Here is a 24,265-nt window from a genome sequence, read left to right as displayed (position 1 = left end):
CGCCGCCGGGGCCCGGGCCCGGTCGGCGACCGACACCTGGCGCAAGGAGCCGGTGGTGAACTTCGCCCAGATCCTCAACGGCATCGCCCAAGGGTCACTCCTGATGATCCTCAGCTCGGGGCTTGCCATGATCTACGGCCTGCGCGGCGTGACCAACTTCGCCCACGGCGCGCTCTACATGGCGGGCGCGTACGTCGCCTACAGCGTCAGCACGAACGTCAACTTCTGGGCCGCCCTCCTTGTTGCCCCCATCGTGCTCGCCGTCATCGGGGCCGTGCTGGAGCTGGTCGTCTTCCGACGGATGCAGCACCGCAGCCACATCGAGGTGGGGCTCGTGACGTTCGGGATCGCCATGGTGCTCGAGCGGGTCATCGTGCTCGTCTGGGGTGAGCGCACCCTGGCCGTCGAGGCCCCGGCGGGCCTGAATGGGACGACCTCTATCCTCGGGACCGACTACCCGACCTACCGGCTCCTCATCATCGGCATCGCCCTGGCGCTGGCGTTCGCGCTGGTCCAGTGGATCCGGCGAAGTGACGTCGGCCTGCACATCCGCGCTGCCAGTCACGATGTCGAGACAGCGGGCATCCTCGGGATCAACGTCGACCGGGTCAGCCTCATCGTCGTGTGCCTCGGCGCCGCGCTGGCCGGCCTCTCGGGGACCCTCGCGGCACCGTACGTCAGCGTCTACCCGGCGATGGGCGTCAGCATCCTCATCACGGTCCTCATCGTCGTCGTCATCGGCGGTGCGGGCAGCATCGGCGGCGCGATGGTCGCCGGGATGGCGCTCGGCATCATCCAGACGCTCGGGGCGGTGTGGATCCCCAGCCTCTCCGTGCTCGTGCCGTATGCCGCGCTCGTCGTGGTCCTCCTGTGGCGCCCGACCGGCCTGGCCGGAAAGCGAGTGTGAGGTGAACGCCGCCATGAACACCACCTCGGCCGAGGTCCACGCGAGCGAAGCCGCGGCCGCCCATCCAGCCGGGTTCCGGCTCGGGCTGAGCAAGCGGCTGGCCGTCCGCGGCACGGTGATCGCCGCCGTCGTCCTCGCTGCCGGGTTCGCCGTCCCGTACATCGTCCTCGACCGGTTCTACATCAGCATGCTCTTCGACGGCCTCGTCCTCGCGATGCTCGCCCTGTCGATCGGCTTCCTCGCGCGGCATCTCGGACTGATCAGCCTCGGACACACCGCCTTCTACGGCGGCGCCGCCTACTTCGTCGGCATGGCCGTTACGCACTGGGGTTGGAGCCCGCTCATGGCAGCGCTCTTCGGCCTCGCCGGCGGCACCGCGCTCGCCCTGCTCATGGGGCTGCTCGTCGTCAGATCCTCAGGGATGGGCTTCCTCATGCTGACCCTGGCGCTGGGCCAGGCCCTCTACCAGCTGTCCATCCAGCGGATCGCCATCCCGTACACGGGCGCGTTCGACGGGCTGCAGATCACCTTCAGCGGTGACGCCACCTTCCTCGGCCTCTCGGTGGCCCAGATGATGAACGGGGCCCTCTTCTGGCCGGTCGTCTGGACCGCCCTGGTGCTCAGCACGTTCGCGCTCTGGGCCGTCGGCCGCTCCACGTTCGGCACCGTGCTCGAAGGGATCCGGGAGAACGAGGAGCGGATGCGCTTCTCCGGCTTCAACACCTACTGGCCCCGCGTCCTCGCGTTCACCATCTCCGGTGTCGTCGCCTCGCTCGCCGGTGTCTTCTTCGCGCTCAACGCGGCCTACGTGTCACCGGAGGTGCTCAGCTTCCTCAAGGCCGGTGACGCGCTGATCGCAGCCATCGTCGGCGGCCTGGGGCTGCTGCTCGGCCCTGTCCTCGGCGCCCTGCTCTACATCGTCGCGCAGTCGCGGTTCAACGAGTCGGGCAACCTGCACCTCTACACGGGCATCGCGCTCATCGTCGTGCTGATGTTCCTGCCGGGCGGCATCCTCGGGGGGCTGTCCTCCCTACGCCGCCGCCTGGCCCGTCGGGGCACGAGGGAGGACACGAAGTGACGCTCTTCCAGGGCACCGGGGTCACCGTGCGCTACGGCGCGGTCAAGGCCCTGACCGACGTGGGCATCACGCTGGAGCCGGGCGTCGTCCACGGCGTCATCGGGCCCAACGGGGCGGGCAAGTCGACCTTCATCGACGCGCTGTCCGGCAGGACCAGGATGACCTCGGGGACGGTGACGCTGGAGGGGGAGGACATCACGCACCGTCCCGTGGGCTGGCGCCGGCACCACGGGGTGTCCCGCTCCTTCCAGCGGACCAGCGTCTTCAACTCGATGACGGTGCGCACCCAGCTCGAGATGGTTGCGCTGCGCAACGAGGAGCCTGACCTCGACGACATCATCGACACGCTCAGCCTGCGGCCGGTGCTCGACCGCGTGTGCAGCGAGATCGCGTACGGCACCCAGCGCGCCGTGGACCTCGCGATGGCCCTCATCGGGGGCCCGAGGGTCGTCCTGCTCGACGAGCCGTGCGCGGGCCTCGTCGCCGACGAGGCGGTGCGGATGCTCGAGCACGTGCGTGACCTCTGCAAGGGCCGCGGCGTGGCGGCGCTCCTCGTCGAGCACGACGTCGACGGCGTCTTCCGGACCTGCGATGCCATCACCGTCCTCAACCTCGGCACCGTGCTCGCGTCGGGCGCCCCCGCCGAGGTGCGCGCCAACGAGGACGTCGTGCGTGCCTACCTGGGAAGTGCCGCGTGAGTGCCGTGCTCGAGTTCCGAGACGTGGGCGCGTCCTACGACGGGGCGGTCGTCCTGCAGGGCGTGTCGTTCGCCATCGAGGAGGGTGAGACGGTCGGTCTCGTCGGCCGCAACGGCGCCGGCAAGACGACGGCGCTCATGGCGGTGTACGGCGTGCCCGAGGTGAGGGGGCAGATCCTCATCGGTGGCACGGTCGTCGGCCGCAAGCGGTACGAGCCGACCGGGCGCGGCGTCAGCCTTGTCCCCCAAGGCAAGCGGATCTTCCCCAACCTCACGGTCGAGGAGAACATCCTCGTCGGGCGGGCCTCCGGCCGGCAGAGCCGCTGGACGCTCGAGCGCATCTACGAGCTGTTCCCCAACCTCGGGCGCGGATCCGCCCGGATGGGCACGGCCCTGAGCGGTGGCGAGCAGCAGATGCTCGCGATCGCGCGGGCTCTCATGTCAGGACCCACGCTGCTCATGCTCGACGAGCCGACCGAGGGTCTGGCCCCCGTCATCATCGACGAGCTGGTCGGCGCCTTCCAGAAGATCCGTGAGACCGGGACGGCCTTGCTCCTCGTCGAGCAGCACATCGCCATGATCCAGAAGCTCGCGAGCCGCTACCTCGCGCTGCGCAAGGGGGAGCTTGTCGGGGACGGTCCCGTCTGCGACCTCGGCAAGCGCGAGGTGCAGGAGCTCATCGCCCTCTGAGCGCGCGCACTCCCCGTCGAAAGGCATGCCATGTCCGGGAACGACCGGAGCCTCACCCTCACCGGCCCCCTCGCTGGCCTCAAGGTCGTCGAGGTGGGCTCGATCGGGCCCGGACCGTTCTGCGCGATGCTGCTCGCGGACCTCGGTGCGGACATCATCCGCGTCGACCGCCTGTCCGGCGCCGCCCTGGTGGGCCCGAGCGAGAACTTCCGCACCGAGCTGCTCAACCGGGGCCGTCGGTCGATCGCGGTCGACCTCAAGCATCCGGACGGAGCGGAGATCGTCCTCTCGCTCGTCGAGCGGGCCGACGTCATCATGGAGGGGTTCCGTCCCGGAGTCGCCGAGCGCCTTGGGATCGGCCCGGACGACTGCGCCGGTCGCAATCCCGGCATCATCTACGGGCGGATGACCGGCTACGGGCAGGACGGCCCCTTGGCCCAGACGGTCGGGCACGACATCAACTACGTCGCGCTGAGCGGCCTGCTGTCGATGATCGGACGGAAGGGCCAGCCGCCGACGCCTCCGCTCGCCCTCGCCGGTGACTTCGGTGGCGGTGGGATGATCCTCGCGCTGGGCATCCTTGCCGCACTCCTCGAGCGCACCCGCTCGGGTCAGGGTCAGGTCGTCGACGCCGCCATGGTCCACGGCGCCGCGCTCCTCGGGACCTGCTTCTACGGCTACGCGCAGACGGGCGAGTGGCACCCCGAGCGGGGCACGAACATCGTCGACTCCGGAGCCCCGTTCTACGACGCCTACGAGACGGCGGACGGCAGATGGCTAGCCGTCGGGGCCATGGAGCCACACTTCTACGCAGATCTCGTGGAGCTGCTCGAGCTGCCCGAGGACCTGCCCGACCAAAACGACCAGGGCGCCTGGCCGCTCCTGAAGGAGACCTTCGCGCAGGCGGTCCGGCGCCGCACGCTCGACGAGTGGCTGCGGCGGGGCGAGGGGCGAAGTCCGTGCATCTCGCCGGTGCTCGACGCCCTGGAGGCCCCGAAGCACCCGCACCATGTCGCGAGAGGCACCTTCATCGAGGTCGACGGGCTCGTGCAGCCGGCCCCGGCCCCCCGCTTCAGCCGCACGCCCGCCACGGTCGACCGTCGCCCGCCCGTGCCCGGTGAGCACACGACGCAGGCCCTGGCCAGCTGGGGGGTCGACGCGGGCCTCGTGACCCGGTGGCTCGAGGCAGGCGCGGCAGCCGACCGGGCCGATGGGTCATGAGCCGGCCGCGACTGAACCAACCCCACACCACGACACCCCATCTCGTGAGGAGCGCGACGTGACGACTCAGCCCAAGGACCTCGACCTGGAGACGATCCGGTTGGAGCGTGCGAGACCCGGGATCGCGGTGGCCACCCTCAACCGTCCGGACCGCATGAACGCGATGACCAACACGATGTTCCGCGAGCTCGAGAAGCTGGCCTGGGCCCTTGGCCAGGAGGACGACCTCCGCGTCCTCATCATCACGGGGGCGGGCCGGGCGTTCTGTGCCGGCTTCGACCTCGACGCGGCCGAGGAGCTGCCGTCGATGACCCCCCTGGAGTTCCTCGACCAGCAGGAGCTGGCCGCCCGCGGCCTGCTCGCCATCCGCTCCCTGCGGGTCCCCGTCATCGCGGCCGTCAACGGTGCCGCCGCGGGCGGCGGCCTCTCGCTGGCGCTCGCGGCCGACATCCGTCTCGGTTCGCCGAACGCCCGCTTCAACGCGGCCTTCGTCCGGATCGGGCTGTCCGCAGGAGATCTCGGCGCCTCCTGGATGCTGACGCGCATCATGGGCCCCGGTAGGGCGGCCGAGTTCGCCTACACCGCCGGGCTCATCGACGCCGAGGAGGCCGAGCGCACCGGGCTGCTCAACCACATCCACCCGGCCGAGTCCCTCCTCGACGAGGCCATCGCCATGGCGGAGGTCATCGCCGCGAACTCGCCCGGCGGCATACAGCTGTCCAAGCGCGCGCTCCAGGCCAACATGGAGGTCGCCTCGTACGCGGCCGCGCTCGAGCTCGAGAATCGAGGGCAGGCGCTACTGACCCAAGGCGAGGACATGCCCGAGGCCCTGGCGGCCTTCAAGGAGAAGCGCCCTCCCGTCTTCACGGGTCGGTGACCGCGATGTCCACCACCGCCACCGACGGAAGGGCCGCCGTGCTGCGCAACTTCGACCCCCCCGAGCTCGAGACGCTCGAGCTCGAGCCGCTCGACGCCGGCATCGTCGTCATGACGGTCAACCGGCCTGACCGGATGAACTCCCAGACAGTGAAGATGTTCGAGGAGTTCAACACCGTCGCCCACGCGTTGCGCGACACCGACGCGCGGGCCCTCATCGTGCGCGGCGCGGGGGAGCGGGCCTTCTGCGCCGGCTTCGACCTCGACGAGATCGAGGTCATCACGACGATGGGTGTGCGCGAGTTCCTCCAGTTCCAGGAGCTCGCCACGGGTGGCATCGCCGGCATTCGGCACCTGCCGTTCCCCGTCATCGCGGCGATCCATGGCGCTGCCGCCGGGGGCGGCCTCGCCCTCGCGCTCGCGGCCGACATCCGGCTCGTCGCCCCCACCGCGAAGTTCAGCGCGGCGTTCGTCAAGCTCGGACTGTCGGTCGGCGAGCTCGGCACGTCGTGGCAGCTGACCCGGCTCGTCGGCCCGGGTCGGGCAGCCGAGATCGCCTACACGGCGAGACTCGTCCACGCGGAGGAGGCCGTCCGGATCGGTCTGGCCAACCGCATCGTGCCCACGGAGGACCTCATGGCCGAGGCCGTCACCCTTGCGACGCGGATCGCTTCGAACTCACCGGGCGGCGTCCACGTCTCCAAGCGCGCCCTCCAGCGCAACCAGGAGGTGTCCTCGTATGCCGCCGCCTCGGAGCTCGAGAACCGTGGGCAGACACTGCTGGCCCGGAGCCCGGACATGCCCGAGGCGCTGACCGCCTTCCGCGAGAAGCGCCCTGCGCGCTTCACGCGCCGTTGACCATGGTCTGGGACTGGACACCCGAGACGCTGCGCCGTCTCGAGGCGTTCCTGGCCGAGCGCGACATCACGTCGGGTCCGATCACGGCGACCCCGATCGGCGACGGGCACTCCAACCTCACCTTCCTCGTGTCGGACGGGACGCGGCAGGTCGTGGTGCGACGTCCGCCCCCACCGCCCGTCCCGCCGGGCGCGCACGACATGCTCCGCGAGGCACGCCTCGTCGGTGCCCTCGAAGGGAGCGACGTGCCCGTGGCCCAGGTGCTCGCGACGAGCGAGGCGGGCGAGGTCATCGACGTGCCCTTCTACGTCATGAGCTATGTCGCCGGACCGGTCGTCACGACGCGGACGCCCGACGCCCTCGCGTCCCCCCGGGAGCGCCGCGCCATCGGCCTCGCCCTCGTCGACACACTCGCGGCCCTGCACCGGGTGGACTGGCGTGCCGCGGGACTGTCCGACCTGGGACGGCCCGAGGGCTTCAACGAGCGACACCTCAACCGGATGGGCCGCCTCGTCTCGGACGAGAAGGGACAGCCACCAAAGGAGTTCGCGATGATCGACGACTGGCTCCGAGCCAACGTGCCGCCCGAGTCGGGCGCGTCCATCATCCACAACGACTACCGCCTGGGCAACGTCATCGTCGGCGCCGACGTCCCTGGGCGGATCACGGCCGTCCTCGACTGGGAGCTCGCCACCATCGGTGACCCGCTCTTCGACCTCGGCTACTTCCTCGCCTCCTACCCCGTGGCCGGCGGGTCGCTGACGCCGACGCAGCAGCTCGGCATCGCGGCCCTCGAGGAGGGCTATCCCACCCGCGAGGAGCTGGCCGAACGGTACGCCACCGACACCGGCGCCGACCTCACCCGACTGGACTGGTACACCGCTCTAGCCCTGTGGAAGCTCGCTGTGCTCTACGAGTACGGCCGCCGGCGGGCGGTCGACGGCGTCGGGGACCAGTACTACCGCGACCCCGCCCTCGTGGAGGCGTTCCTCAGGGCGGCGCACCAGGCCGCTGGACTGGCTCAGCCGCCGTTGATCTCGGCGTAGCGCTGGCGCGTGACGGGGGTCCACTGCGCACGCAGGTGCTCGATGCGTCGCGCGACCTGCCGGCCGACCCAGTCGGGCAGGAGTGCCTCGGGCAGCTGCGGGTCGGTGCGGGGGAACTCCTGCCACTCGTTCATCGCCCGCACGTGAGTCAGCAGGGTCTCCTCGGACCCCTTGGGCCGGAAGCCCTCGATGCGCTCGAGCACGTGCTCGTACTTCCGCCGAAGGGCGTCGAGGTCCCAGCCGCGCCGGACGATGTCCGCCTGGGAGATGCCGATCGACTCGACCGTGCCGGCGATCGAGACGGTGTGCTCGGTGAGGTCGAGCTCCTTGATGAGCCAGTTGACTTCATCGGCGCGCTCGACGTGCGGTGACAGCCACAGACCCGGTGCCGGATCACCGAAGCCCGCCCAGGTGAGGCCGGCATAGAGCGGACGGCGCGCGGTGCGGCGGGACTGGGGGATGGTGGGCATGACGGCGAGCCAGCGACCGTCCCAGTCCTCGTAGGGCCGGCTGAGCGAGTACACCCGGGCGGACCCGGTCACGAAGATGTCGAGCACCTTCGGCGTCAGCGACCAGCTGACCTCCCGGCCGTGGCGCTCGGCCTGGATCCAGTCGGAGGCCGAGGCCCGCGCGATCGCCTGCCTCGCCGTCTGCTCCTCGATGCCGAGACCGTTGAGGATGTGCACAAGAGTCGCCGTGCGGACCGGGCCGCCGGTCGGCCAGACGAGCTCACCGAGGATGGTGAAGAGCAGCGAGCGGGCGCTGCCGGGCGTGACCGACCCACTGGCGGCGCGGTACCGGGCCGACCCGGACCCTTCGGTGCGGCCAGGCGTCACGACGGCCTCCCCTCCGTGGCGGATCACGCTGCCGAGATGCCACCGTTGACGCTGATGGCCTGCCCCGTCAGCCGGGCTGAGGCCGGTCCGCCGAGGAAGACGATGAGCGACGCCAGATCTGCAGGCTCCGCCACACCGAGGTGCGCCAGCTGGGCGGCCTTCTCGAAGAGGGCCTTGCTGAAGCCGTCGCTGAGGACGTTCGCGGCCGTCGGTGTGCCGGCGATCAGGGACGGCGTCAGGACGTTGACCCGGACCCCATTGCGCTTGCCCTCGATCGCGGCCACGCGCGAGAACATCACGATGGCGGCCATGGCCGCCCCCAGCACGCTCTCGCCAGGCGTGGCGACCTTCGCGGCGTCGGAGGCGACGTTGACGATGCTGCCGCCGCCTTGCTCCTGCATGATCGGCAGGACGACGCGGGTCAGGTGCATCGGGGGCAGCGCCTGCCGGGTGAGGATGGCGCCCACGTCCTCCAGGGGCAAGCGGTGGAGCAGCTCGGGCCGGTAGGGCGAGGTCATCGAGTTGACGAGGACGTCGATGCTGCCGAGGGCCCGGTGGGCGGCCTCGACCGAGTGCCTCACCTGTGCCAGGTCGTCCGCGTCGGTGGGGATGAAGTGGACCTCGGCCTCCGCGCAGCGAGCACGGACAGCCGCCTGCGCGGCAGCGCCGCGCTCGGGGCTGCGGGCGAGCAGTGCGAGGCGGCGGACGCCGGCGTCGACGAAGCCCAGGGCACTGGCGAGGCCCACGCCTGAGGTGCCCCCTGCGATGACGACTCCAGCGTCGGGGAAGTCCCGCACGAGCGGAGAGGGAGCCGTGCGCATGAGGACCTCCGACAGTCTGGGGACGACCGGGACAGTCTACAGGATCCATGCCTCAGTTCTCGAAGACGTCTTGCTCAATATGGTCGGACCATATAGATTTGCAGGCCAGACATGCGCACGGCTGCGTGCCTGCCCATCACCCCGAGGAGTGCTCTCCATGGTGTCGAGACCCGTCTTGCAGACGTCCCACTGGCCGGCGGAAGCCGGGGAGGTCCGTGAGGTGACTGTCTGCCAGCTCCTGCGTCACGCGGCCGAGACTGTGCCGGACCGGGTCGCCCTCGTCGACTGTGTCGAGGACCGCGCCGCGAGGCGCGAGTGGACCTATGCGCAGTTCCTGGCGGACGCAGAGCGCGTCGCCCGAGCACTGCTCGAGCGGTTCGAGCCGGGCGACCGCATCGCGATCTGGGCGCCGAACAGCGCCGCCTGGATCATCGCCCAGCAGGGGATCAGCCTGGCAGGGATGGTTCTTGTCGCGCTCAACCCGGCATACCGTTCACGTGAGGTCTCCTTCGTGCTCGGGCAGTCCAAGGCCGCCGGCATCATCCTCGTCGAGGAGTACCGCGGCTTCGACATGCGGGCGATGATCGACGAGATCCGGCTCGAGCTGCCCGAGCTGCGCGAGGTCATCTCCTTCTCCGGCTGGGACTCCTTCCTCGCCAGCGGCGACCCGGCCCGCGACCTGCCCGAGGTCTCCCCTGACGACCTCGTCCAGGTCCAGTACACATCCGGCACGACGGGCTTCCCCAAGGGCGCCATGCTCCACCACCTGGGCCTCGTCAACGAGGCGACCTTCGTGGCCGAGCGAGCCGGCATGGCGGACGGCGGCATCTATGTCAACGCGATGCCGATGTATCACATCGGCGGCGGGGCCGTGACCTCCTTCGGCGCGTGGGCCAAGCGTGGCACCTTCGTCATCCTCCCGGCATTCGACCCGGGTCAGCTCCTCGAGGCCTTCGAGACCTACCGGGGCACGCACACCCTCGTCGTGCCGACGATGCTCATCGCGATGCTCAACCACCCGGACCGTGAGCAGCGCGACCTGTCGAGCTTGCAGACGATCATGAGTGGCGCCTCAGCGGTCCCGGCGTCCCTGGTGCGCAAGACCATCGGCCTCCTCGACTGCCAGTTCAGCATCCTCTTCGGCCAGACGGAGGCGCACGGGGTCATCAGCCAGACACGCGTGACGGACGCACCCGAGGACCAGGCCGACACCGTCGGCCAACCGCTGCCCCAGCTCGAGGTCAAGATCTCGGACGTCGTCACCGGCGAGCCCGTCCCAGTCGGGGAGACCGGCGAGATCTGCGTCCGCGGCTACCAGGTCATGCGTGGCTACTACGACATGCCGGAGGAGTCCGCCGCCGCCCTCGACGCGGACGGCTGGCTCCACATGGGAGACATCGGCTCGATGGACGAGCGCGGCTTCCTGCGGGTCAGCGGCCGCGTGAAGGACATGATCATCCGTGGCGGCGTGAACCTCTACCCGGCCGAGATCGAGGGCGCGCTCACCGACCACCCCGCTGTCGAGCACGCCGCAGTCATCGGTGTCCCGGACGAGAAGTGGGGCGAGCAGGTGGCCGCCGTCGTCACGATCCGAGGCGGTGCCGAGCGGCCGACGGTCGACGAGCTGACGGAGTTCCTCCGCGGGCAGATCGCCGCCCACAAGGTGCCCGTCTACTGGACGTTCGTCGACGCGCTGCCAATGACGCCGACGGGCAAGACCCAGAAGTTCGTGCTGCGCGAGCAGGCGGCCGACGGAACGCTCGGCTTCGTCGAGCGTGAGACCGGCGCTTGGCGCGTGGGCGCAGAGCTGGGACGCCGCTGACGGACGCGCGCCAGCCAACCACCGACCCCCGAGGAGTGAGATGCCCTACCAGTCGATCTATGCCCGCGGTCTCTTCGACGGACAGACCATCATCGTCACCGGAGGAGGTAGCGGCCTCGGCCGGTGCACTGCCCACGAGCTGGCCCACCTCGGCGCGCACGTCGTCGTCACGGGGCGCACCCGGGACAAGCTCGACGCCGTCGCCGAGGAGATCCGAGCCGACGGCGGGTCGTGCTCGGCGCTCGTCTGCGACATCCGGGACGAGGAGGCAGTCCGGGCCACGGTGTCGACGGTTCTGGCGGACCACGGCCGGATCGATGCGCTTGTGAACAACGCTGGGGGACAGTACAAGTCACCGCTGAAGAACATCAGCACCAAGGGCTTCGAGGCCGTGGTGCGCAACAACCTGACCGGCGGGTTCATCATGATGCGTGAGACGGTCAACCAGTGGATGGCCGACCACGGGGGCGCGATCGTCAACATCATCGCCGACATCTGGCATGGATGGCCCGGCATGGGCCACTCGGGGGCCGCCCGCGGCGGCATGCTCACGCTGACCGAGACGGCGGCCGGTGAGTGGGCTGAGCACGGCATCCGGGTCAACGCCTTGGCCCCGGGCGGCATCGCCTCGAGTGGCTTCGACACGTACACCGAGGAGGACCGCGCCTACTTCCGGGAGCACGCCGTGCCCGTCATCCCGCTGCGCCGCTTCGGCACCGAGTCCGAGGTGTCGGCGGGCATCGTCTACCTGCTCTCACCGGCCGCCGCCTACGTGACCGGCTCGTGCCTGCGGGTCGACGGGGGGACGCCGAACTGGCGGGGAGGCTGGCCGCTGCGGGGCTCGAACAACACGAAGGCGTTCCACGGCTTCCACCTGGCCAAGCCGCCCGCGGTGCTGGAGGGCACCACCTACTCCTCCTGAGATCAGGGGCGCCGGTCTGCTGCGATCGAGGAGGTCCACAGCTCGACGTCGACGGGTCGGTACGTGCCCCCGCCCACGCTGCACCTGGTGCAGTCGTGGCCCGTTGCCCGGCTGCCGGTGTGGACGTGCTCGCGGTCGACGGCCTGACCCACGACTGTGGCCTGCCCACGCAGGGCCTCGAGACCGAGCAGGGCGGCGCCGTAGGCCCCGCTGATCTGCGGCTCGGACGGCACCTGGACCGGGGCGCGCAAGGCTTCGGAGAGGAAGCGCACCGCGGCGCGGCTGCGCGCGACCCCACCCGTCATGATGACGGGAGTGGCTCGGCCGACCTGGGACACGAGCCCGATCGTGCGCGAGCACACCGCCCGATGGACCGATGCGGCGATGTCGGTGGGCGGCGCACCCTCCGCGAGGAGGGAGATGATCTCGGTCTCGGCAAAGGTGGCGCACATGCTGCTCACCTCGAGGTCGTGGGTGCCCGTCAGGGCGAGGTCGTCGAGGTCGGTCAGCTCGCACTCCAGCGCGCGAGCGAGGACGTCGAAGAACCGGCCCGTGCCGCTCGCACAGCGATCGTTCATCGCGAAGGTGTCGACGAGTCCCGCCGAGTCGACGCGGATGGCCTTGCTGTCCTGGCCCCCGATGTCGATCACGAGGGCCGCGCCGGGGCACATCGCCGCGACGCCGCGTGCATGGCAGGTGATCTCGGTGAACGTCCGGTCGACGTCGGGCACGAGGCGCCGGCCGTATCCCGTCGCGACGACGTGGTCGAGGTCGCGCCGCTCCAGCCGGGCCGCATCGAGGACGGCCTCGATCGCGGCGGTGACGCCCCGCCGGCTCACGGCGCCCATCTGGACCACGCGGTGCGCGACGATCTCGCCGCCCTCGTCGACGACGACCGCCTTGGCCGTCGTCGAACCGAGGTCGACTCCCATGGTGTGCAGGCTCATGAGTGCTCCATCGGGATCAGACGCCCGCCTTCGCCCGGCGCACGTCGATGCTCTCGAGCATCGCGACGAGCCGGCCCTCGAGGATGTCGTCCTTGTAGAACGACGCGTCGGCGACGTCGCCCTCGAAGAACATCGCGGGTATGCCGAGGTGCTCGCGTGCGGAGGACGCCAGCATCGTCTGCGGGTTGGTGAACGCCCGGCACGTCCGCGTCGAGTGGAAGACGAGCCCGTCGATGTCGAAGCGCTCGCAGTCGCGCCGTGTCAGGTGGTCGAGGGTCTTGAGGCTGTGGTTGATCGGGCACAGCAGGTAGTGCTGGGCCATGCCCCGCAGCGGGTCCTCGGGATCGATGAGGTGCGGCTCCTGCCAGAAGGAGGAGTGCGTGTAGCGGCCCGCGATGACCGCCGCGTCGTACTCGGCGAAGCGCTTGGCGAGCCAGCCGAGCTTGTTCCAGTTCATGATGCCGTCGAAGTAGAGCCGGTACCGCTCGTGCTGCAGTGCCGACACGTTGGTGTCGACCCGGGCCTGGACCTCGTCGCGGACCGAGGTGAAGTAGTCGACGAGCGCCTGGTCGCCCGGCAGGAAGTTGATGTGGGCGACGCTCGCGATCCAGTCCCAGTAGGTGGCCGGCGTCGGCTTCCTGGCACACAGGGCCATGCCTTCGAGGCGCAGCTCCGAGGCGCGCCGAATGTACGCCATGCTCTCGGAGAGGGCGTCCCAGTCGAAGGGACGGCCGGTCTGGGCCTCGATGAAGGTGATGAGCTCCCGCAGCTGGCCCACGACGTAGTCGGTGGCCTCGTCCCACTCCTGCCCGCCCATGTAGGTCGAGTCGGGGCGGTTGCCCCAGAGGAACGGGATGGACACGTTGAAGATGGGCACGCTCTTGCCGAAGACGCGATAGGTCACCTCGTCCCACTGCTGCCCCGTGCTGCAGCCGGAGTAGGCGTTGACGAAGAAGTCTGGCTTCGGCAGCCTGCTCGCCAGGGCCTGCTGGTCGACGGCGTCGACGACCCCGGTCTCCGATCCGGGGGCGGGGCCACCGCCGTTGCTGAGGACCGCGCAGCCGAGGTGCGTGCGCGAATACGAGCACAGCTCGTTGATGTAGCCGTATTCGGCGCCCGCCAGCTGCGCTGGACCCTCCAGGTGCAGCGCCGCGAGCCGGGCCGAGAACGCCTCCCCGTGGCACCACTCCAGGCCGGCGGCCTGGAAGATCGGGTTGAGGGCCGAGCCGTTGTACCAGACGACCTGCTTGCCGCGCTCCCGGGCGGTGAAGATGTTGTCCCAGTAGTCCGCGATCATCTTGCCGCCGTCGAGGGTGGCCTGCATCCGCGTGACGGTGCTGCCGGTCTGCGTCGTCATTGTCTGCGCTCCCTTGGTGTGTCGTGCCGCGTGGACCGTCAGACGGCCGCAGGGATCCTGGTCCGTCGGGAGATGCGCTCGACGAGCGCCTCGACCCGGGTGCGGATGGACTCCAGCGGGAGGCCCTCATGCTCCGTCTCGATGAGCAGGTAGGGGATCTGGCGCTCGTCCATCATCGTGCGCAGCTCCGGGTAGAGCAGCATGTGCGGTTCGCAGAACTTCGCCATCAGGATGACGACGCCGTCGGCGCCACTCTCGCCCACTGCGTCCCTGAGGTAGGTGTCCCAGTCGGCGTCGTGCTGCACGCGGGTGGGGCACGGGACGTTGACGTTGCGGTCGAAGTACCACTCGGCCAGCGCGTCGACGGGGTCGAGGTCCTCGCGCACGTCGGTCGTGATGTAGCGACGCCCGTGGTAGAGGTCGTCGTCGACGATCTCGGCGCCGCAGTCCTCGATGAGCTCGAGCAGCTCCCGCTTCGGGGCGTGGCAGAAGTGGCCCGAGAGGTGAAGGCGGACGCGCGCGTGCGGGTCGCGGGACTCGATGCCCTCGGTGAGCAGCTGCTCGAGCAGGGCGACGTGCTCCGCCTTGTCCATCACCATCGAGGACTTGACGAGGCTCTGGACGTCCTTGGAAGGGAGGTGCAGCCGGCCCCGGCGGCGGGCGTCGAAGACCTCGCGCAGCAGCATCCGGTCCCGGTTGTAGAGGCGGATGCTCTCGGCTAGCCGGTCCGGGTCGACGGGCCCGCCGGCACTGCGCTCGACCTCGGCCACGATGCGGTCCAGCTCGGTGCGCACCTTCACCCGGGTCGAGGGCTCGCTCATCGAGGCGATGAACTGACCGAAGTAGATCGGGGTCTGCGGCGAGGTGAAGCGCATGACGTCGGCGGCGCCGAGGAGCTGGACACAATGGTCGGCCACGAAGTAGGCGTCGTAGATGCCGAGCTTGCCCTTGGCGGCCTGGTCGGCGAGGTTGCGGGTGTAGCCGCAGTAGAACTCGGCGAGGATGGCGCGCCCGTGGGTGTCAGGGTCGTTGTTCTCCTGGATCACGACGGGCAGGAAGCCCGCGGAGTGCAGCAGCTCCTCCGGGAAGTTCATCGGCAGGACTCCGGCGACCTGGCGGCCGGGGTGGGCCTGCTTCCACTCGGCCACATAGCGATCCGGGTCCGCAGCAACCTCGGTCAGTCGGTTCAGGGGGGACGTCATCGCGTGATCCTCTCTCGGCCCGTCATGCAAAGTCTACGGAAGGCGTTCCTTGAACACAATAGATGTAGAGTAACCTGCGGTCAGACCAAACGAAGGAGCGTCCGTGCCCGCCATCACCAACCGCTACACGAAGCTCGTCGGGATCGATCACCCGATCGTCCAGGAGGGGCTCGGGCCGTTCGGGACCCCCAAGCTGGCGGCTGCCGTCTCCAACGCCGGCGGGCTCGGAACGGTGTCGATGCCCGGGATGCCCGAGGACATCGCCGCAGGGGCACGCACCTTCCGCGACCACATCGAGGAGTGCGCGGGCCTGACCGACCGTCCGTTCGCCGTCAACATCCCGGTGGGCGTGGATGGCCGAGGCCGGGTCCTGCCCTTCACCGACGCCTACATCCGGACCGTGCTCGACGCGCGGCGCGCGGACGACGCGGTGGCCCGGCGGCTGACCGTCCTCACCACCTCGGCGGGCTTCCCGGGGGACTACATCGAGCGGATCAAGGCCGCGGGCATGGTGCACCAGCACAAGGTCGGCTCGACACGGCAGGCGGTCAAGGCCGCCGAGGCCGGGGTCGACGTCGTCATCGCCGCCGGGTTCGAGATGGGTGGTCACGCGCCGAGCAAGGCCGTGCACACGTTCGTCCTCATCCCCAGCGTCACCGAGGCCGTCGACGTCCCCGTCCTGCTCACCGGCGGCGCGCGCGACGGCCGGGGCCTCGCGGCAGCGCTCGCCATGGGGGCCGACGGCGTGGCCATGGGGACTCGCTTCATCACGAGCACGGACAACACCGACTGGCACCCGGCATACCTCCAGGCCCTACTCGACGCGCAGGAGGGTGACGACGTGGCGTTCGACGGCGTCTACGGACCCTGCCGGGGCCTGCGCAACGAGGCCTCCGAGCGACTGCTCGGGCATCGCGACGCCGCCGACGGCGAGGTCTCCGACGTCGTGGAGCTGACGCGCGCCAAGATCGAGTCCATGCAGCGTGCCCAGGCCGAGGGCGACGTGCGGGGCAGCCTCGTCCTCACCGGGCAGGTGGCCTCGGGCATCTCCAGTCTCGTCACCGTCGCCGAGTTCGTCCCGAGGATGGCCGAGGAGGCTGCGCGGATCCTGCGTGACCTGGCCTCTCGCCTCACCACCCAGGGCGCTCCCTGAGCCGGCCGTGACCGGCATGGCCGACGCGCGCCCGGGATGCGGGGCTCAGAGCGAGGGCCGGTAGGTGTACCTGCTGCTCCTGCTGTGGGCGAACTCGAAGATGCCGTAGCCGTCGATGCCGTCCCAGGTGAACTTCGCGAGCCGGTCGGTCAGGGCAGAGTCGAGCGTCCTGGGAGAGATGCTCCCGTCGAACGGGTAGACGTCGTGCTCCTCGTGGTCGCGTCCCATGGGCCGTCCGTGCTGTCCGCCGTACCAGCCGCCGGACATGTACGAGCCGCGTGCGGAGGCGTCTGCGTCGATCCGGTAGACCTGACCGCTCGCGGTCGTGACCTCGACCGTGCCCGACCGCAGGTCGAGGCTGTCGTCGAAGGTGAGGTCGTGCCTCACGCCGACGATTCCGTCGAGCTCGCCGTTCGTGTGCATGACCGCGCCCTCGAGGAGGATGGGCGCGTGCGCTCGGTCCTCGACGTAGAGGAAGCCGACGCACCGGTCGGGGAACTGCGCCTGGTACCACACGTGCAGGCCCTGCCCGCCGGACATCGTCCGCACGCCGCGCGACCGGTCGCGTTGGCCGTACCAACCGGTGACGTCCTCGGTGACTCCGTCGATCGTCAGCGTCCCCTCGTAGAGTCCCGACTGGACGAGGTGCTCGAACGACGACGGCACCCCGTTGTCGTTGTGGACGGCCACGTCACCGCACCACGCCGGCGTGCGCGCCCGCCACGTGAGGTCGAACTCCATTCCCGTGGGGTTGGGGCCGAGCATCAGGTGCCACGTCGCGTGTGGCTCGACGACCTGGAAGCGGAACGGCCCGGCACCGTCGCCCTCGGTCGCGGTCAGCTCGGTCGAGAAACGCACGTTGCGCTGCTCGCTGCGCGTCACGAGGATGGCGAAACCGTCGACGACGTCGCGTGGCGGGTAGGCACCGAAGCCGAAGAGGATCGACGGCGTCACCGCGTCGGTCCGGTGGAGGTTGAAGACGAAGCGGTCGAAGTACCGCTCGGGCAGCTCGGGTGAGGTCCTGGTGACCAGCTCGTCCCGGAAGACGCGCGCCATGGTGAACTCCTTCGTATGCCGCTCAGCCGCGGGTCAGACGCCCCGCTGGGACTTGCTGGCCGCACTAGCCGCCTTGCTGCGCTCCCTGGCCTCGGTCCAGTCCTCGGGTGACATCGAGCGGAGGCCGGCGAAGGTGCCCGGACCGGCCAGCATCTGGCCGCCGTCCATGGCGATCGTCTGACCCGTGAGGTACTCGCAGGCATCGGAGAGCAGGAAGATCGTCAGGTGGGCGAGCTCCTCGATCGTCCCCGTGCGACCCATCGGCACCTGGTCGGCCTGGGTCGCGCCGACCGAGCTCTTGTCGGTCGGGTTGAGCATCTCCCACGCGTAGTCCGTGGGGATCGGTCCGGGTGCCAGGGCGTTGAGCCGGATGCCGTACTTCGCCCACTCGACGGCGAGGGACATGGTCATCGCATGCACTGCGGCCTTGCCCATCGCCGAGGGGACGACGAAGGCCGAGCCGGTCCAGATCCACGTGGTCAGCGTGGAGAGCACGACGCCCTTGTCACCGCCGGCTATCCAGCGGCGACCCGCTGCGTGGGTCGTGTTGAACGAGCCGTGCATCACCGTCGAGGAGACGGCCTCGAAGCCGCGCGGGCTGAGTGACTCGGTCGGGGCGATGAAGTTGGCCGCGGCGTTGTTGATGACACCAGTGAGCGGGCCGTGCTGGGACCAGATCTCGTCCATGGCCGCGTCCACCATGTCGGCCTGGCGGACGTCGACCGTCTGCGTGTGGATCGAGCCGGGTCGGTTGGTGGACGCCTCGGCCGCAGCCTCCTCGAGCACGGCCGGTCGCCGTCCCCAGAGGTGCACCTGCGCGCCGTGCTCGACGAGGTGCCTCGCGACGCCCTTTCCGAGGCCGGTGCCGCCGCCCGTGATCAGGACCCGCCCGCCGGCGAGGAGGTCGGAGCGGAAGGGGGAGGTGGTCATGCACGGGTCCTCTCGGGCTGTGTGGCGAACCGGTCAGAGACCGAGGTTCTTGCTGATGATCTCGCGCTGGATCTCGTTCGTGCCGCCGTAGATCGGCGGGGCGAGCGCCTTGCGAACCTGCTCCTCCATGCCGTACTCGCGGGCGTAGCCATAGCCGCCCATCATCTGCATCGCCTCGAGCGCGGTCGCCTTGGCGAGCTCGGTGCACTTGAGCTTGGCCATCGACGACTCGGTCGAGAGGTTGTCCTCCTCGCCCGCGTCGATGCCGGCCGCGATGTCGTAGACGAAGGCACGGCTGGCCGCGATCTCCGTCGCCAGGTTGGCGATGCGGTGCCGGATCGCCTGGAAGCTGCTGATCGTGCGGCCGAACTGCTCGCGCTCCTTGACGTAGGCGATGACGTCGTCGAGCGAGCGTTCGGCCGCGCCGAGGGACATGGCGGCGATGATGACCCGCTCCACCGCGAGGCCGCGCATGAGGTGCCTCCATGCCTGGTTGACCTCCCCGACGACCGAGGAGACGGGCACCGTGACGTTCGTGAAGAACAGGTCGTTGACGGTGCGCGCCTCCATGGTCTCGATCCCGCGGATCTCGAGGCCCTCGATGTCCGCGGGCACCATGAAGAGCGTCAGCCCCTGGTGCTTCGAGCCCGAGGTGTCGGTGCGCGCCAGCAGGAGGATGTGCTCGGCGACGTGGGCGGCCGAGCACCACGTCTTCTGCCCGTTGATGACGTAGTGGTCACCCACGAGCTCGGCCTTGATCCGGACCCCGCCGAGGTCCGAGCCGGCCCCCGGCTCGCTCAGCGAGATCGCCTCGAGCTTGCCGGACGCCATGTTCGTCACGATGGTGCGCTTCTGCTCCTCCGTCCCGTAGCGCAGGTAGGTCTGGGCGGCGGTCAGGCCGGTCGAGTATGCCGTGATGGGGGCGAGGCCGCGTGCGGTCTCCTCGAGGAAGATGACCTCCTCGACCATGCCCGCGCCGCCGCCGCCGTACTCCTCGGGGAGCGAGACGGCGAGCCAGCCGAGGCCGGCGAGCTTGTCGAGCACGACCGGGCTGTTGGCGAGCGTGCCGTTCTCGGTGAGGGCGTCGCGCTGCTGGAGGGTCTTGCAGTTGCTGCTGCAGAAGCCCCGGACGGCGGCCGCGAACTCTCGCTGCTCGTCGGTGAACCGCATGTGGGCACCAATCTCTCGACGGGGAAGGGGTCGCGCCGGCGCGGTGGCTCGACGAGCCCGCCGACCCGGTCGCTGGCTCTGCTCAGTTGCCGCGGAAGCGGGAGAAGTCTGGCTGGCGCTTCTCGTTGAAGGCGGCGATGCCCTCCTTGGCCTCCGCCGACTCGCTGAACATCTTGAGGGTCGTGTAGGCCATGTTGCCGATGGCCACGAAGTGCTCGGTGTCGCTGTTGAAGGATTGCTTGAGCACCTTCAGGGCGGTGGGGGAGAACTGGAGGATGTGGTCCGCCCACGCGCGGACCTCGGCCCTGAGCTGCTCCGCCGGGACGACCTTGTTGACGAGGCCCCAGTCCAGCGCCTCCTGCGCGCTCAGGCGGCGCAGCATGAACCAGATCTCGCGGGCGCGCTTCTCTCCGACGACGCGAGCGAGATACCCCGAGCCGAGACCCGCGTCGAAGGAGCCGACGCGTGGGCCGTTCTGGCCGAACGTCGCGGTGTCGGCCGCGATCGTGAGGTCGGCGAGGACGTGCAGCACGTGGCCGCCACCGATGGCGATGCCGTTGACGGCCGCGATGACCGGCTTCGGCACGTCACGCATGACGCGGTGCAGCGCCTCGACCTCGAAGAGCCCGCTCTGCGAGGGGCCGTAGTCTCCCGTCTCGGCTCGCTGCTTCTGGTCACCGCCGGAGCAGAAGGCCTTGTCGCCGGCGCCGGTGAGGCAGATCACCCCGACGTCGTCGCTGCCCCACGCCCTCTTGAAGGCGAGCACGAGCTCGTCGACGGTGTGGGCGCGGAAGGCGTTGTAGCGCTCGGGACGGTTGATGGTGATCCAGGCGAGACCGTTGTCGACCTCATAGGTGATGTCCGTGAAGTCAGTCATGTGACTAGGCGGGTCCTTCCGTGTGGGAGCGCCGGGACGGGCCGGTGCGGCGAGGCAGTGGTGCTGCTAGCATTTGGTCCAACCGTATGAGCAATATACTGCGCTGGGCGGTCGTTTTCAACGCGGACGGGGGATACTCGATCTCATGACAGAGCCTGCCGAGGACCTTGACTGGCGGTGCTGGCACGAGCCCGGCTCGGTGGAGGTGGCGCCCGGTGTGCATCGTCTCCCCCTGTCCCTGCCGATGGATGGGCTGCGCGCCGTCAACGTGTATGTCCTCCGCTCCCGGGAGCGGGTCATGCTGCTCGACGCCGGGTGGGCCATCGAGCGCGCCGAGGCCGAGCTCGTGGACGGGCTCGACGAGCTCGGCCTCGGGATCGGCGACGTCACCGACTTCCTCGTCACCCATGCCCACCGCGACCACTACACGATGGCGGCGGCCCTGCGGCGCCGCTTCGGTGCGCGGCTGACCCTGGGTGAGCCGGAGCGCGTGAACATGGAGGCGTTGCAGCGCCGCGAGCCCTGGGACGTCGTGCCGCAGCGCGAGTTGCTGATCCGCTCGGGCGCCCCCGACCTCGCCGAGGTCATGGGCACCATGGACGCGCCCTTCGACCGCAGCGACTGGCCGATGCCCGATGTCTGGGTCGCGGACCGGCAACAGCTCGACCTCGGCGATCGGTCGATGACGGCCATCCACACCCCAGGCCACACCCGGGGGCACTTCATCTTCCACGACGAGGCGCATCAGCTGCTCTTCACGGGTGACCACGTCCTGCCGCACATCACACCGTCCATCGGTTTCGAGCAGGTGCCGCCCTCCTCGCCCCTGCGCGACTACCTCGCCTCGCTCCACCTGCTCAAGACGATGCCGGACGCGACCATGCTGCCCGGGCACGGTGCGGTCGGTGCCAGTGTCCATGAACGGGTCGACGAGCTCCTCGCGCACCACGACGACCGTCTGGACGCGACGTTGACGGCCGTCGCCTCGGGGGCGGCCACGGCCCACGAGGTCGCGCGATGCCTCACGTGGACCGGACGTGGGCGCCGCCTCGACGAGCTCGACGACTTCAACCGGATGCTCGCGATCCTCGAGACCTATTGGCACCTCGAGGTCCTCGCCGAGCGCGGCCGGCTCGCGAGGTCTGGCGGTGACTCCGGGCCGGTCGTGTTCGAGACGGGTGGACGGACCAGCTGAGCGACGCGGGTGGTGTCGGCGTCATCGCGGGCCCATCGCCGAGACGACCGGAACCGGCCAGTCCAGGGCTTGGTCGATGCGGAGCCGGGCGTCGAGCAGGTCGGCGACGTGGGGTGGGTAGGGCACGACCTTCCGCGTGGCCATGTCGACGCTGAGGCTCAGCGACTCGAAGGTGTTCGCGAGCTCGTTGCGGCTGACGTTGACGAGGAACTGCATGACGTGCAGGGCCTTCTCCGAGCGGCCGAGCATGCGGACGTGGACGGCCACGACGTCGCCCACGTGGACCTCGCGCAGGTAGCGCAGGTGCTGCTCCACCTCGAAGCTGCCCGCCGAGCTGTCTGCCGCGTGCTCCTCGCCGAGCCCGAAGTGGTGCATGTACTTCCATGCCGCGTCGTTGTGCAGCTGCATGTAGCGCACGATGTTCATGTGGCCGTTGGCGTCCGCGAAGTCCGACGGGACGACCTGCTCATGTGCGCACGGCAGGGCCCGCACCTGCCCGGCGGTCACTTGGAGGCTCGACATGACGAGTCACACCCCCCGGAACAGGGCTGCCCGGGTGGCCGTCACGATTGGTTCTATGGTCATGCCGTCAGGCTAGAAGGGCTTGCCGAGCTGCGCGACACAGTCGTCCCCGGCGTTCGACGCCCGGCCCGCCGCATGCCCTCGCCGAGCACTATCCTCAAGGTCGGGGCCCGGTGGAGGGGCAGGCGGCTGCGACCTGACCCGTCGGGCGGACGGGAAGCCAGGTGGGCCATGCGCGCTCGACACAGCCCCCGCGACTTCGACCCCGTCGCGCTCGGGCGGCTCGAGACCGACGCCTGGGCACGCTACTACCGGCATGAGTGGCTACGAGCGTTGCGGGCCTTCGTCGGCTTGGTGGGCGAGGGCTTCGGCCTGGGACCGCGCCTCACGCTGGTCGGGGCCTGGCACGTGCTGCGGGCCAACCAGGCGTGGGCGCCCTTTCCCGACAACGACCCGGGCGCCGCTCGCCGATCGATGCGCCGGTTCTACGAGCTCGTGGCCGCCCACTCCGACCTGAGGCTCGATCCGGCCCGCGCCGCCGAGCTCGAGGTCGGGTGGTGGCGCGTGCACCGGGCGCACCAGCACGACCCGTCCGTGGGGAGGGACGAGCTCGAGCAGGCCCTGGTCGACCTCTACTCCCACGTGTACGCTGCCCCGCCGGCGACGGTGGTGGACGCCGCCCGGTGGCGCGCCGAGGCCATGGACCTCTCGGACGCCTGGGTCGCCGCGGGCTGTCAGCTCGACGACCCGCTCATGGGCGCTGAGCGGCGCGCCCTGGTGGCGGCGTATGCCGCGCTGCTCGACGCCGTCTCCCGCAGGCAGGCGTGAGTGCGCATCCTGGGCGGCGCAGCGCAGATCGGTGCCATTGGCGTCAGTCGATCCTCCGCCCGCCGAGCCAGCTGACCATGGCGGGGTCGCGGTGGTCGAAGAACAGGCTGGCGCCGGTGTCCAGGGTGGCGATCTTGCTCATCTGGTCATCGGTCAGCGTGAAGTCGAAGATGTCGAGGTTCTCGGCCATCCGGTCCGGCCGCACGGACTTGGGGATGACCACGACCTCCCGCTGGACGAGCCAGCGGAGGACGACCTGGGCGACGGACTTGGCGTGTGCCTCGGCGATGGAGCTGAGCGTGGGGTTGGTGAACAGGTTGTTGCGGCCTTCGGCGAACGGCCCCCAGGACTCGATCTGGACGCCGCGTTCGCGCATCAGCTCCTGGTCTGTGGCGCGCTGGTGGAACGGGTGCGTCTCGATCTGGTTGACCGCGGGGGTGATCTCGTTGTGGTCGATCAGGTCGATGAGCCGGTCGGGGTGGAAGTTGGAGACGCCGATCGCCCGGACCCTCCCCTCCCGATGCAGCTGCTGCATGGCCCGCCACTCGCTGTAGTAGTCACCGAGCGGCTGGTGGATGAGGTACAGGTCGAGGTGATCGAGGCCGAGCCGGCGCAGCGAGCTGTCGAAGGCCCGCTTCGTCTCGTCCTCCACGCTGCCGGTGGGCGCGTGCTGGATCCACAGCTTGGTGGTGACGAACAGGTCCTCGCGCGGCAGGCCGGTCGCGGCGATGGCGGCGCCGACGGCTTCCTCGTTGCCGTAGGAGGCGGCGGTGTCCAGGTGTCGGTAGCCGGCCTCGAGGGCGGCCTCGACGGCGGCCTGGGTCTGGTCCTCGGGGATCTGGAAGACGCCGAACCCGACGATGGGCATCTCGACGCCGTTGTTGAGCGTGACGGCCTGCATGGGTGTGCCTCTCTCGCGCCTCCCGGTGGCTGCTTCGAGCAGTGAGCATATGTCGAGGCCGGCGGACCAGCCGCGCAGCGAGCTCCGCCGGCTCTCGGCAGGCCCACCGCTGACCGTAGGCTGACGCGGGAGGGGGTGACGATGAGCGAGAGAGGTCTTCCGCTCCTCGGCCGGTGGAGCTGGCACCGGCTGGCAGCACTGGCCTGGCCCAGCCACCCGGGCCGCTGGCGCGACGTGCCGGGGCGGCTGCGGCCCACGCTGATGACGGTGCTGCGGCTCACGGCGGGCGCGGTCGTGTCATATCTGGTCACGCTGCAGCTCACCGCCGGCGCCCTCGACCTCACCGGCCCGCT

Annotated in this window: 24 protein-coding genes and 1 pseudogene; 14 read left to right on the top strand and 11 right to left on the bottom strand. The window is 70.0% G+C overall.

Features of this window, described 5'->3' with window-relative positions; all coding sequences use genetic code 11:
- The 8 genes from VFJ94_RS15320 to VFJ94_RS15285 form a co-directional block, all read left to right on the top strand.
- The coding region (locus VFJ94_RS15320; RefSeq protein ID WP_325005092.1) for a branched-chain amino acid ABC transporter permease at positions 1 to 907 on the top strand (907 nt) is incomplete at its 5' end.
- 13 nt (positions 908 to 920) lie between these two features.
- On the top strand, positions 921 to 1,985 hold the full coding sequence (locus VFJ94_RS15315; RefSeq protein WP_325005091.1) for a branched-chain amino acid ABC transporter permease: 1,065 nt from the start codon (positions 921 to 923) through the stop codon (positions 1,983 to 1,985).
- Complete coding sequence (locus tag VFJ94_RS15310) at positions 1,982 to 2,683, top strand: ABC transporter ATP-binding protein (RefSeq protein WP_325005090.1); 702 nt, start codon at positions 1,982 to 1,984, stop codon at positions 2,681 to 2,683. Before VFJ94_RS15315 ends, VFJ94_RS15310 begins: the two co-directional genes overlap by 4 nt.
- A complete protein-coding gene (locus VFJ94_RS15305; RefSeq protein ID WP_325005089.1) occupies positions 2,680 to 3,372 on the top strand; it encodes an ABC transporter ATP-binding protein in 693 nt (230 codons plus the stop codon). Before VFJ94_RS15310 ends, VFJ94_RS15305 begins: the two co-directional genes overlap by 4 nt.
- Before the next feature lie 30 nt (positions 3,373 to 3,402).
- Positions 3,403 to 4,593, top strand: coding sequence for a CaiB/BaiF CoA-transferase family protein (locus VFJ94_RS15300; RefSeq protein ID WP_325005088.1), 1,191 nt, complete (start codon positions 3,403 to 3,405; stop codon positions 4,591 to 4,593).
- 58 nt (positions 4,594 to 4,651) lie between these two features.
- Complete coding sequence (locus VFJ94_RS15295; RefSeq protein ID WP_325005087.1) at positions 4,652 to 5,470, top strand: enoyl-CoA hydratase/isomerase family protein; 819 nt, start codon at positions 4,652 to 4,654, stop codon at positions 5,468 to 5,470.
- Between the two features lie 5 nt (positions 5,471 to 5,475).
- A complete protein-coding gene (locus VFJ94_RS15290) occupies positions 5,476 to 6,327 on the top strand; it encodes an enoyl-CoA hydratase/isomerase family protein (RefSeq protein WP_325005086.1) in 852 nt (283 codons plus the stop codon).
- Between the two features lie 2 nt (positions 6,328 to 6,329).
- A complete protein-coding gene (locus tag VFJ94_RS15285; RefSeq protein WP_325005085.1) occupies positions 6,330 to 7,373 on the top strand; it encodes a phosphotransferase family protein in 1,044 nt (347 codons plus the stop codon).
- Here the strand turns inward: VFJ94_RS15285 and VFJ94_RS15280 are convergent.
- Complete coding sequence (locus VFJ94_RS15280; RefSeq protein ID WP_325005084.1) at positions 7,349 to 8,209, bottom strand: PaaX family transcriptional regulator C-terminal domain-containing protein; 861 nt, start codon at positions 8,207 to 8,209, stop codon at positions 7,349 to 7,351. The genes VFJ94_RS15285 and VFJ94_RS15280 overlap by 25 nt on opposite strands.
- A gap of 23 nt (positions 8,210 to 8,232) precedes the next feature.
- On the bottom strand, positions 8,233 to 9,030 hold the full coding sequence (locus VFJ94_RS15275; protein ID WP_325005083.1) for an SDR family oxidoreductase: 798 nt from the start codon (positions 9,028 to 9,030) through the stop codon (positions 8,233 to 8,235).
- A 220-nt stretch (positions 9,031 to 9,250) separates the two neighbouring features.
- Here VFJ94_RS15275 and VFJ94_RS15270 point away from each other — a divergent pair, with 220 nt between their 5' ends.
- Both VFJ94_RS15270 and VFJ94_RS15265 read left to right on the top strand, forming a co-directional pair.
- Positions 9,251 to 10,852, top strand: a complete 1,602-nt coding sequence (locus VFJ94_RS15270) for an AMP-binding protein (RefSeq protein ID WP_325005082.1) — start codon at positions 9,251 to 9,253, stop codon at positions 10,850 to 10,852.
- Between the two features lie 40 nt (positions 10,853 to 10,892).
- Entirely contained in the window at positions 10,893 to 11,774 is an 882-nt protein-coding gene (locus VFJ94_RS15265) for an SDR family oxidoreductase (protein WP_325005081.1), read from the top strand.
- Positions 11,775 to 11,776: 2 nt separating this feature from the next.
- Here the strand turns inward: VFJ94_RS15265 and VFJ94_RS15260 are convergent, their stop codons facing one another.
- From VFJ94_RS15260 to VFJ94_RS15250, 3 genes are read right to left on the bottom strand one after another with little or no spacing between them, the layout of a single operon-like run.
- Positions 11,777 to 12,721, bottom strand: coding sequence for an acyl-CoA dehydratase activase (locus VFJ94_RS15260; RefSeq protein WP_325005080.1), 945 nt, complete (start codon positions 12,719 to 12,721; stop codon positions 11,777 to 11,779).
- 16 nt (positions 12,722 to 12,737) lie between these two features.
- Positions 12,738 to 14,078, bottom strand: a complete 1,341-nt coding sequence (locus VFJ94_RS15255; protein WP_325005079.1) for a 2-hydroxyacyl-CoA dehydratase family protein — start codon at positions 14,076 to 14,078, stop codon at positions 12,738 to 12,740.
- 38 nt (positions 14,079 to 14,116) lie between these two features.
- Positions 14,117 to 15,280 carry a 2-hydroxyacyl-CoA dehydratase family protein gene (locus VFJ94_RS15250; protein ID WP_325005078.1) on the bottom strand — a complete coding sequence of 388 codons (1,164 nt, stop codon included), beginning with the start codon at positions 15,278 to 15,280 and terminating at the stop codon, positions 14,117 to 14,119.
- A 103-nt stretch (positions 15,281 to 15,383) separates the two neighbouring features.
- On the opposite strand from VFJ94_RS15250, the gene VFJ94_RS15245 reads away from it, so the two are divergent.
- The gene (locus VFJ94_RS15245) at positions 15,384 to 16,433 is read left to right on the top strand and encodes a nitronate monooxygenase family protein (protein WP_325005077.1); all 1,050 of its coding nucleotides are present in this window, start codon (positions 15,384 to 15,386) and stop codon (positions 16,431 to 16,433) included.
- A 45-nt stretch (positions 16,434 to 16,478) separates the two neighbouring features.
- Here the strand turns inward: VFJ94_RS15245 and VFJ94_RS15240 are convergent, their stop codons facing one another.
- The 4 genes from VFJ94_RS15240 to VFJ94_RS15225 form a co-directional block, all read right to left on the bottom strand.
- Positions 16,479 to 17,489, bottom strand: a complete 1,011-nt coding sequence (locus tag VFJ94_RS15240) for a DUF7064 domain-containing protein (protein ID WP_325005076.1) — start codon at positions 17,487 to 17,489, stop codon at positions 16,479 to 16,481.
- 33 nt (positions 17,490 to 17,522) lie between these two features.
- Positions 17,523 to 18,419, bottom strand: coding sequence for an SDR family oxidoreductase (locus VFJ94_RS15235; protein WP_325005075.1), 897 nt, complete (start codon positions 18,417 to 18,419; stop codon positions 17,523 to 17,525).
- 33 nt (positions 18,420 to 18,452) lie between these two features.
- The gene (locus tag VFJ94_RS15230; RefSeq protein WP_325005074.1) at positions 18,453 to 19,589 is read right to left on the bottom strand and encodes an acyl-CoA dehydrogenase family protein; all 1,137 of its coding nucleotides are present in this window, start codon (positions 19,587 to 19,589) and stop codon (positions 18,453 to 18,455) included.
- An 82-nt stretch (positions 19,590 to 19,671) separates the two neighbouring features.
- Positions 19,672 to 20,466, bottom strand: coding sequence for an enoyl-CoA hydratase-related protein (locus VFJ94_RS15225; RefSeq protein ID WP_325005073.1), 795 nt, complete (start codon positions 20,464 to 20,466; stop codon positions 19,672 to 19,674).
- A 145-nt stretch (positions 20,467 to 20,611) separates the two neighbouring features.
- Between VFJ94_RS15225 and VFJ94_RS15220 the strand changes: the two genes are divergently transcribed.
- Positions 20,612 to 21,661 carry an MBL fold metallo-hydrolase gene (locus VFJ94_RS15220; RefSeq protein ID WP_325005072.1) on the top strand — a complete coding sequence of 350 codons (1,050 nt, stop codon included), beginning with the start codon at positions 20,612 to 20,614 and terminating at the stop codon, positions 21,659 to 21,661.
- A gap of 21 nt (positions 21,662 to 21,682) precedes the next feature.
- Here the strand turns inward: VFJ94_RS15220 and VFJ94_RS15215 are convergent, their stop codons facing one another.
- Positions 21,683 to 22,183: a thioesterase family protein gene (locus VFJ94_RS15215; RefSeq protein WP_325005071.1), complete on the bottom strand. Its 501-nt coding sequence runs from the start codon at positions 22,181 to 22,183 to the stop codon at positions 21,683 to 21,685.
- Positions 22,184 to 22,414: 231 nt separating this feature from the next.
- Between VFJ94_RS15215 and VFJ94_RS15210 the strand changes: the two genes are divergently transcribed.
- Positions 22,415 to 23,011 carry a hypothetical protein gene (locus VFJ94_RS15210; protein ID WP_325005070.1) on the top strand — a complete coding sequence of 199 codons (597 nt, stop codon included), beginning with the start codon at positions 22,415 to 22,417 and terminating at the stop codon, positions 23,009 to 23,011.
- Between the two features lie 43 nt (positions 23,012 to 23,054).
- On the opposite strand, the gene VFJ94_RS15205 is transcribed toward VFJ94_RS15210, so the two are convergent.
- Entirely contained in the window at positions 23,055 to 23,912 is an 858-nt protein-coding gene (locus VFJ94_RS15205) for an aldo/keto reductase (protein WP_325005069.1), read from the bottom strand.
- 141 nt (positions 23,913 to 24,053) lie between these two features.
- Here VFJ94_RS15205 and VFJ94_RS15200 point away from each other — a divergent pair.
- A pseudogene (locus VFJ94_RS15200) lies at positions 24,054 to 24,265 on the top strand (hypothetical protein); the annotation flags it as partial.

Origin of the sequence: Intrasporangium sp. (assembly GCF_035688975.1) — a bacterium.
Classification (GTDB): Bacteria; Actinomycetota; Actinomycetes; order Actinomycetales; family Dermatophilaceae; genus CALMNV01.
This window is presented reverse-complemented; position numbering and strand designations above follow the sequence as displayed.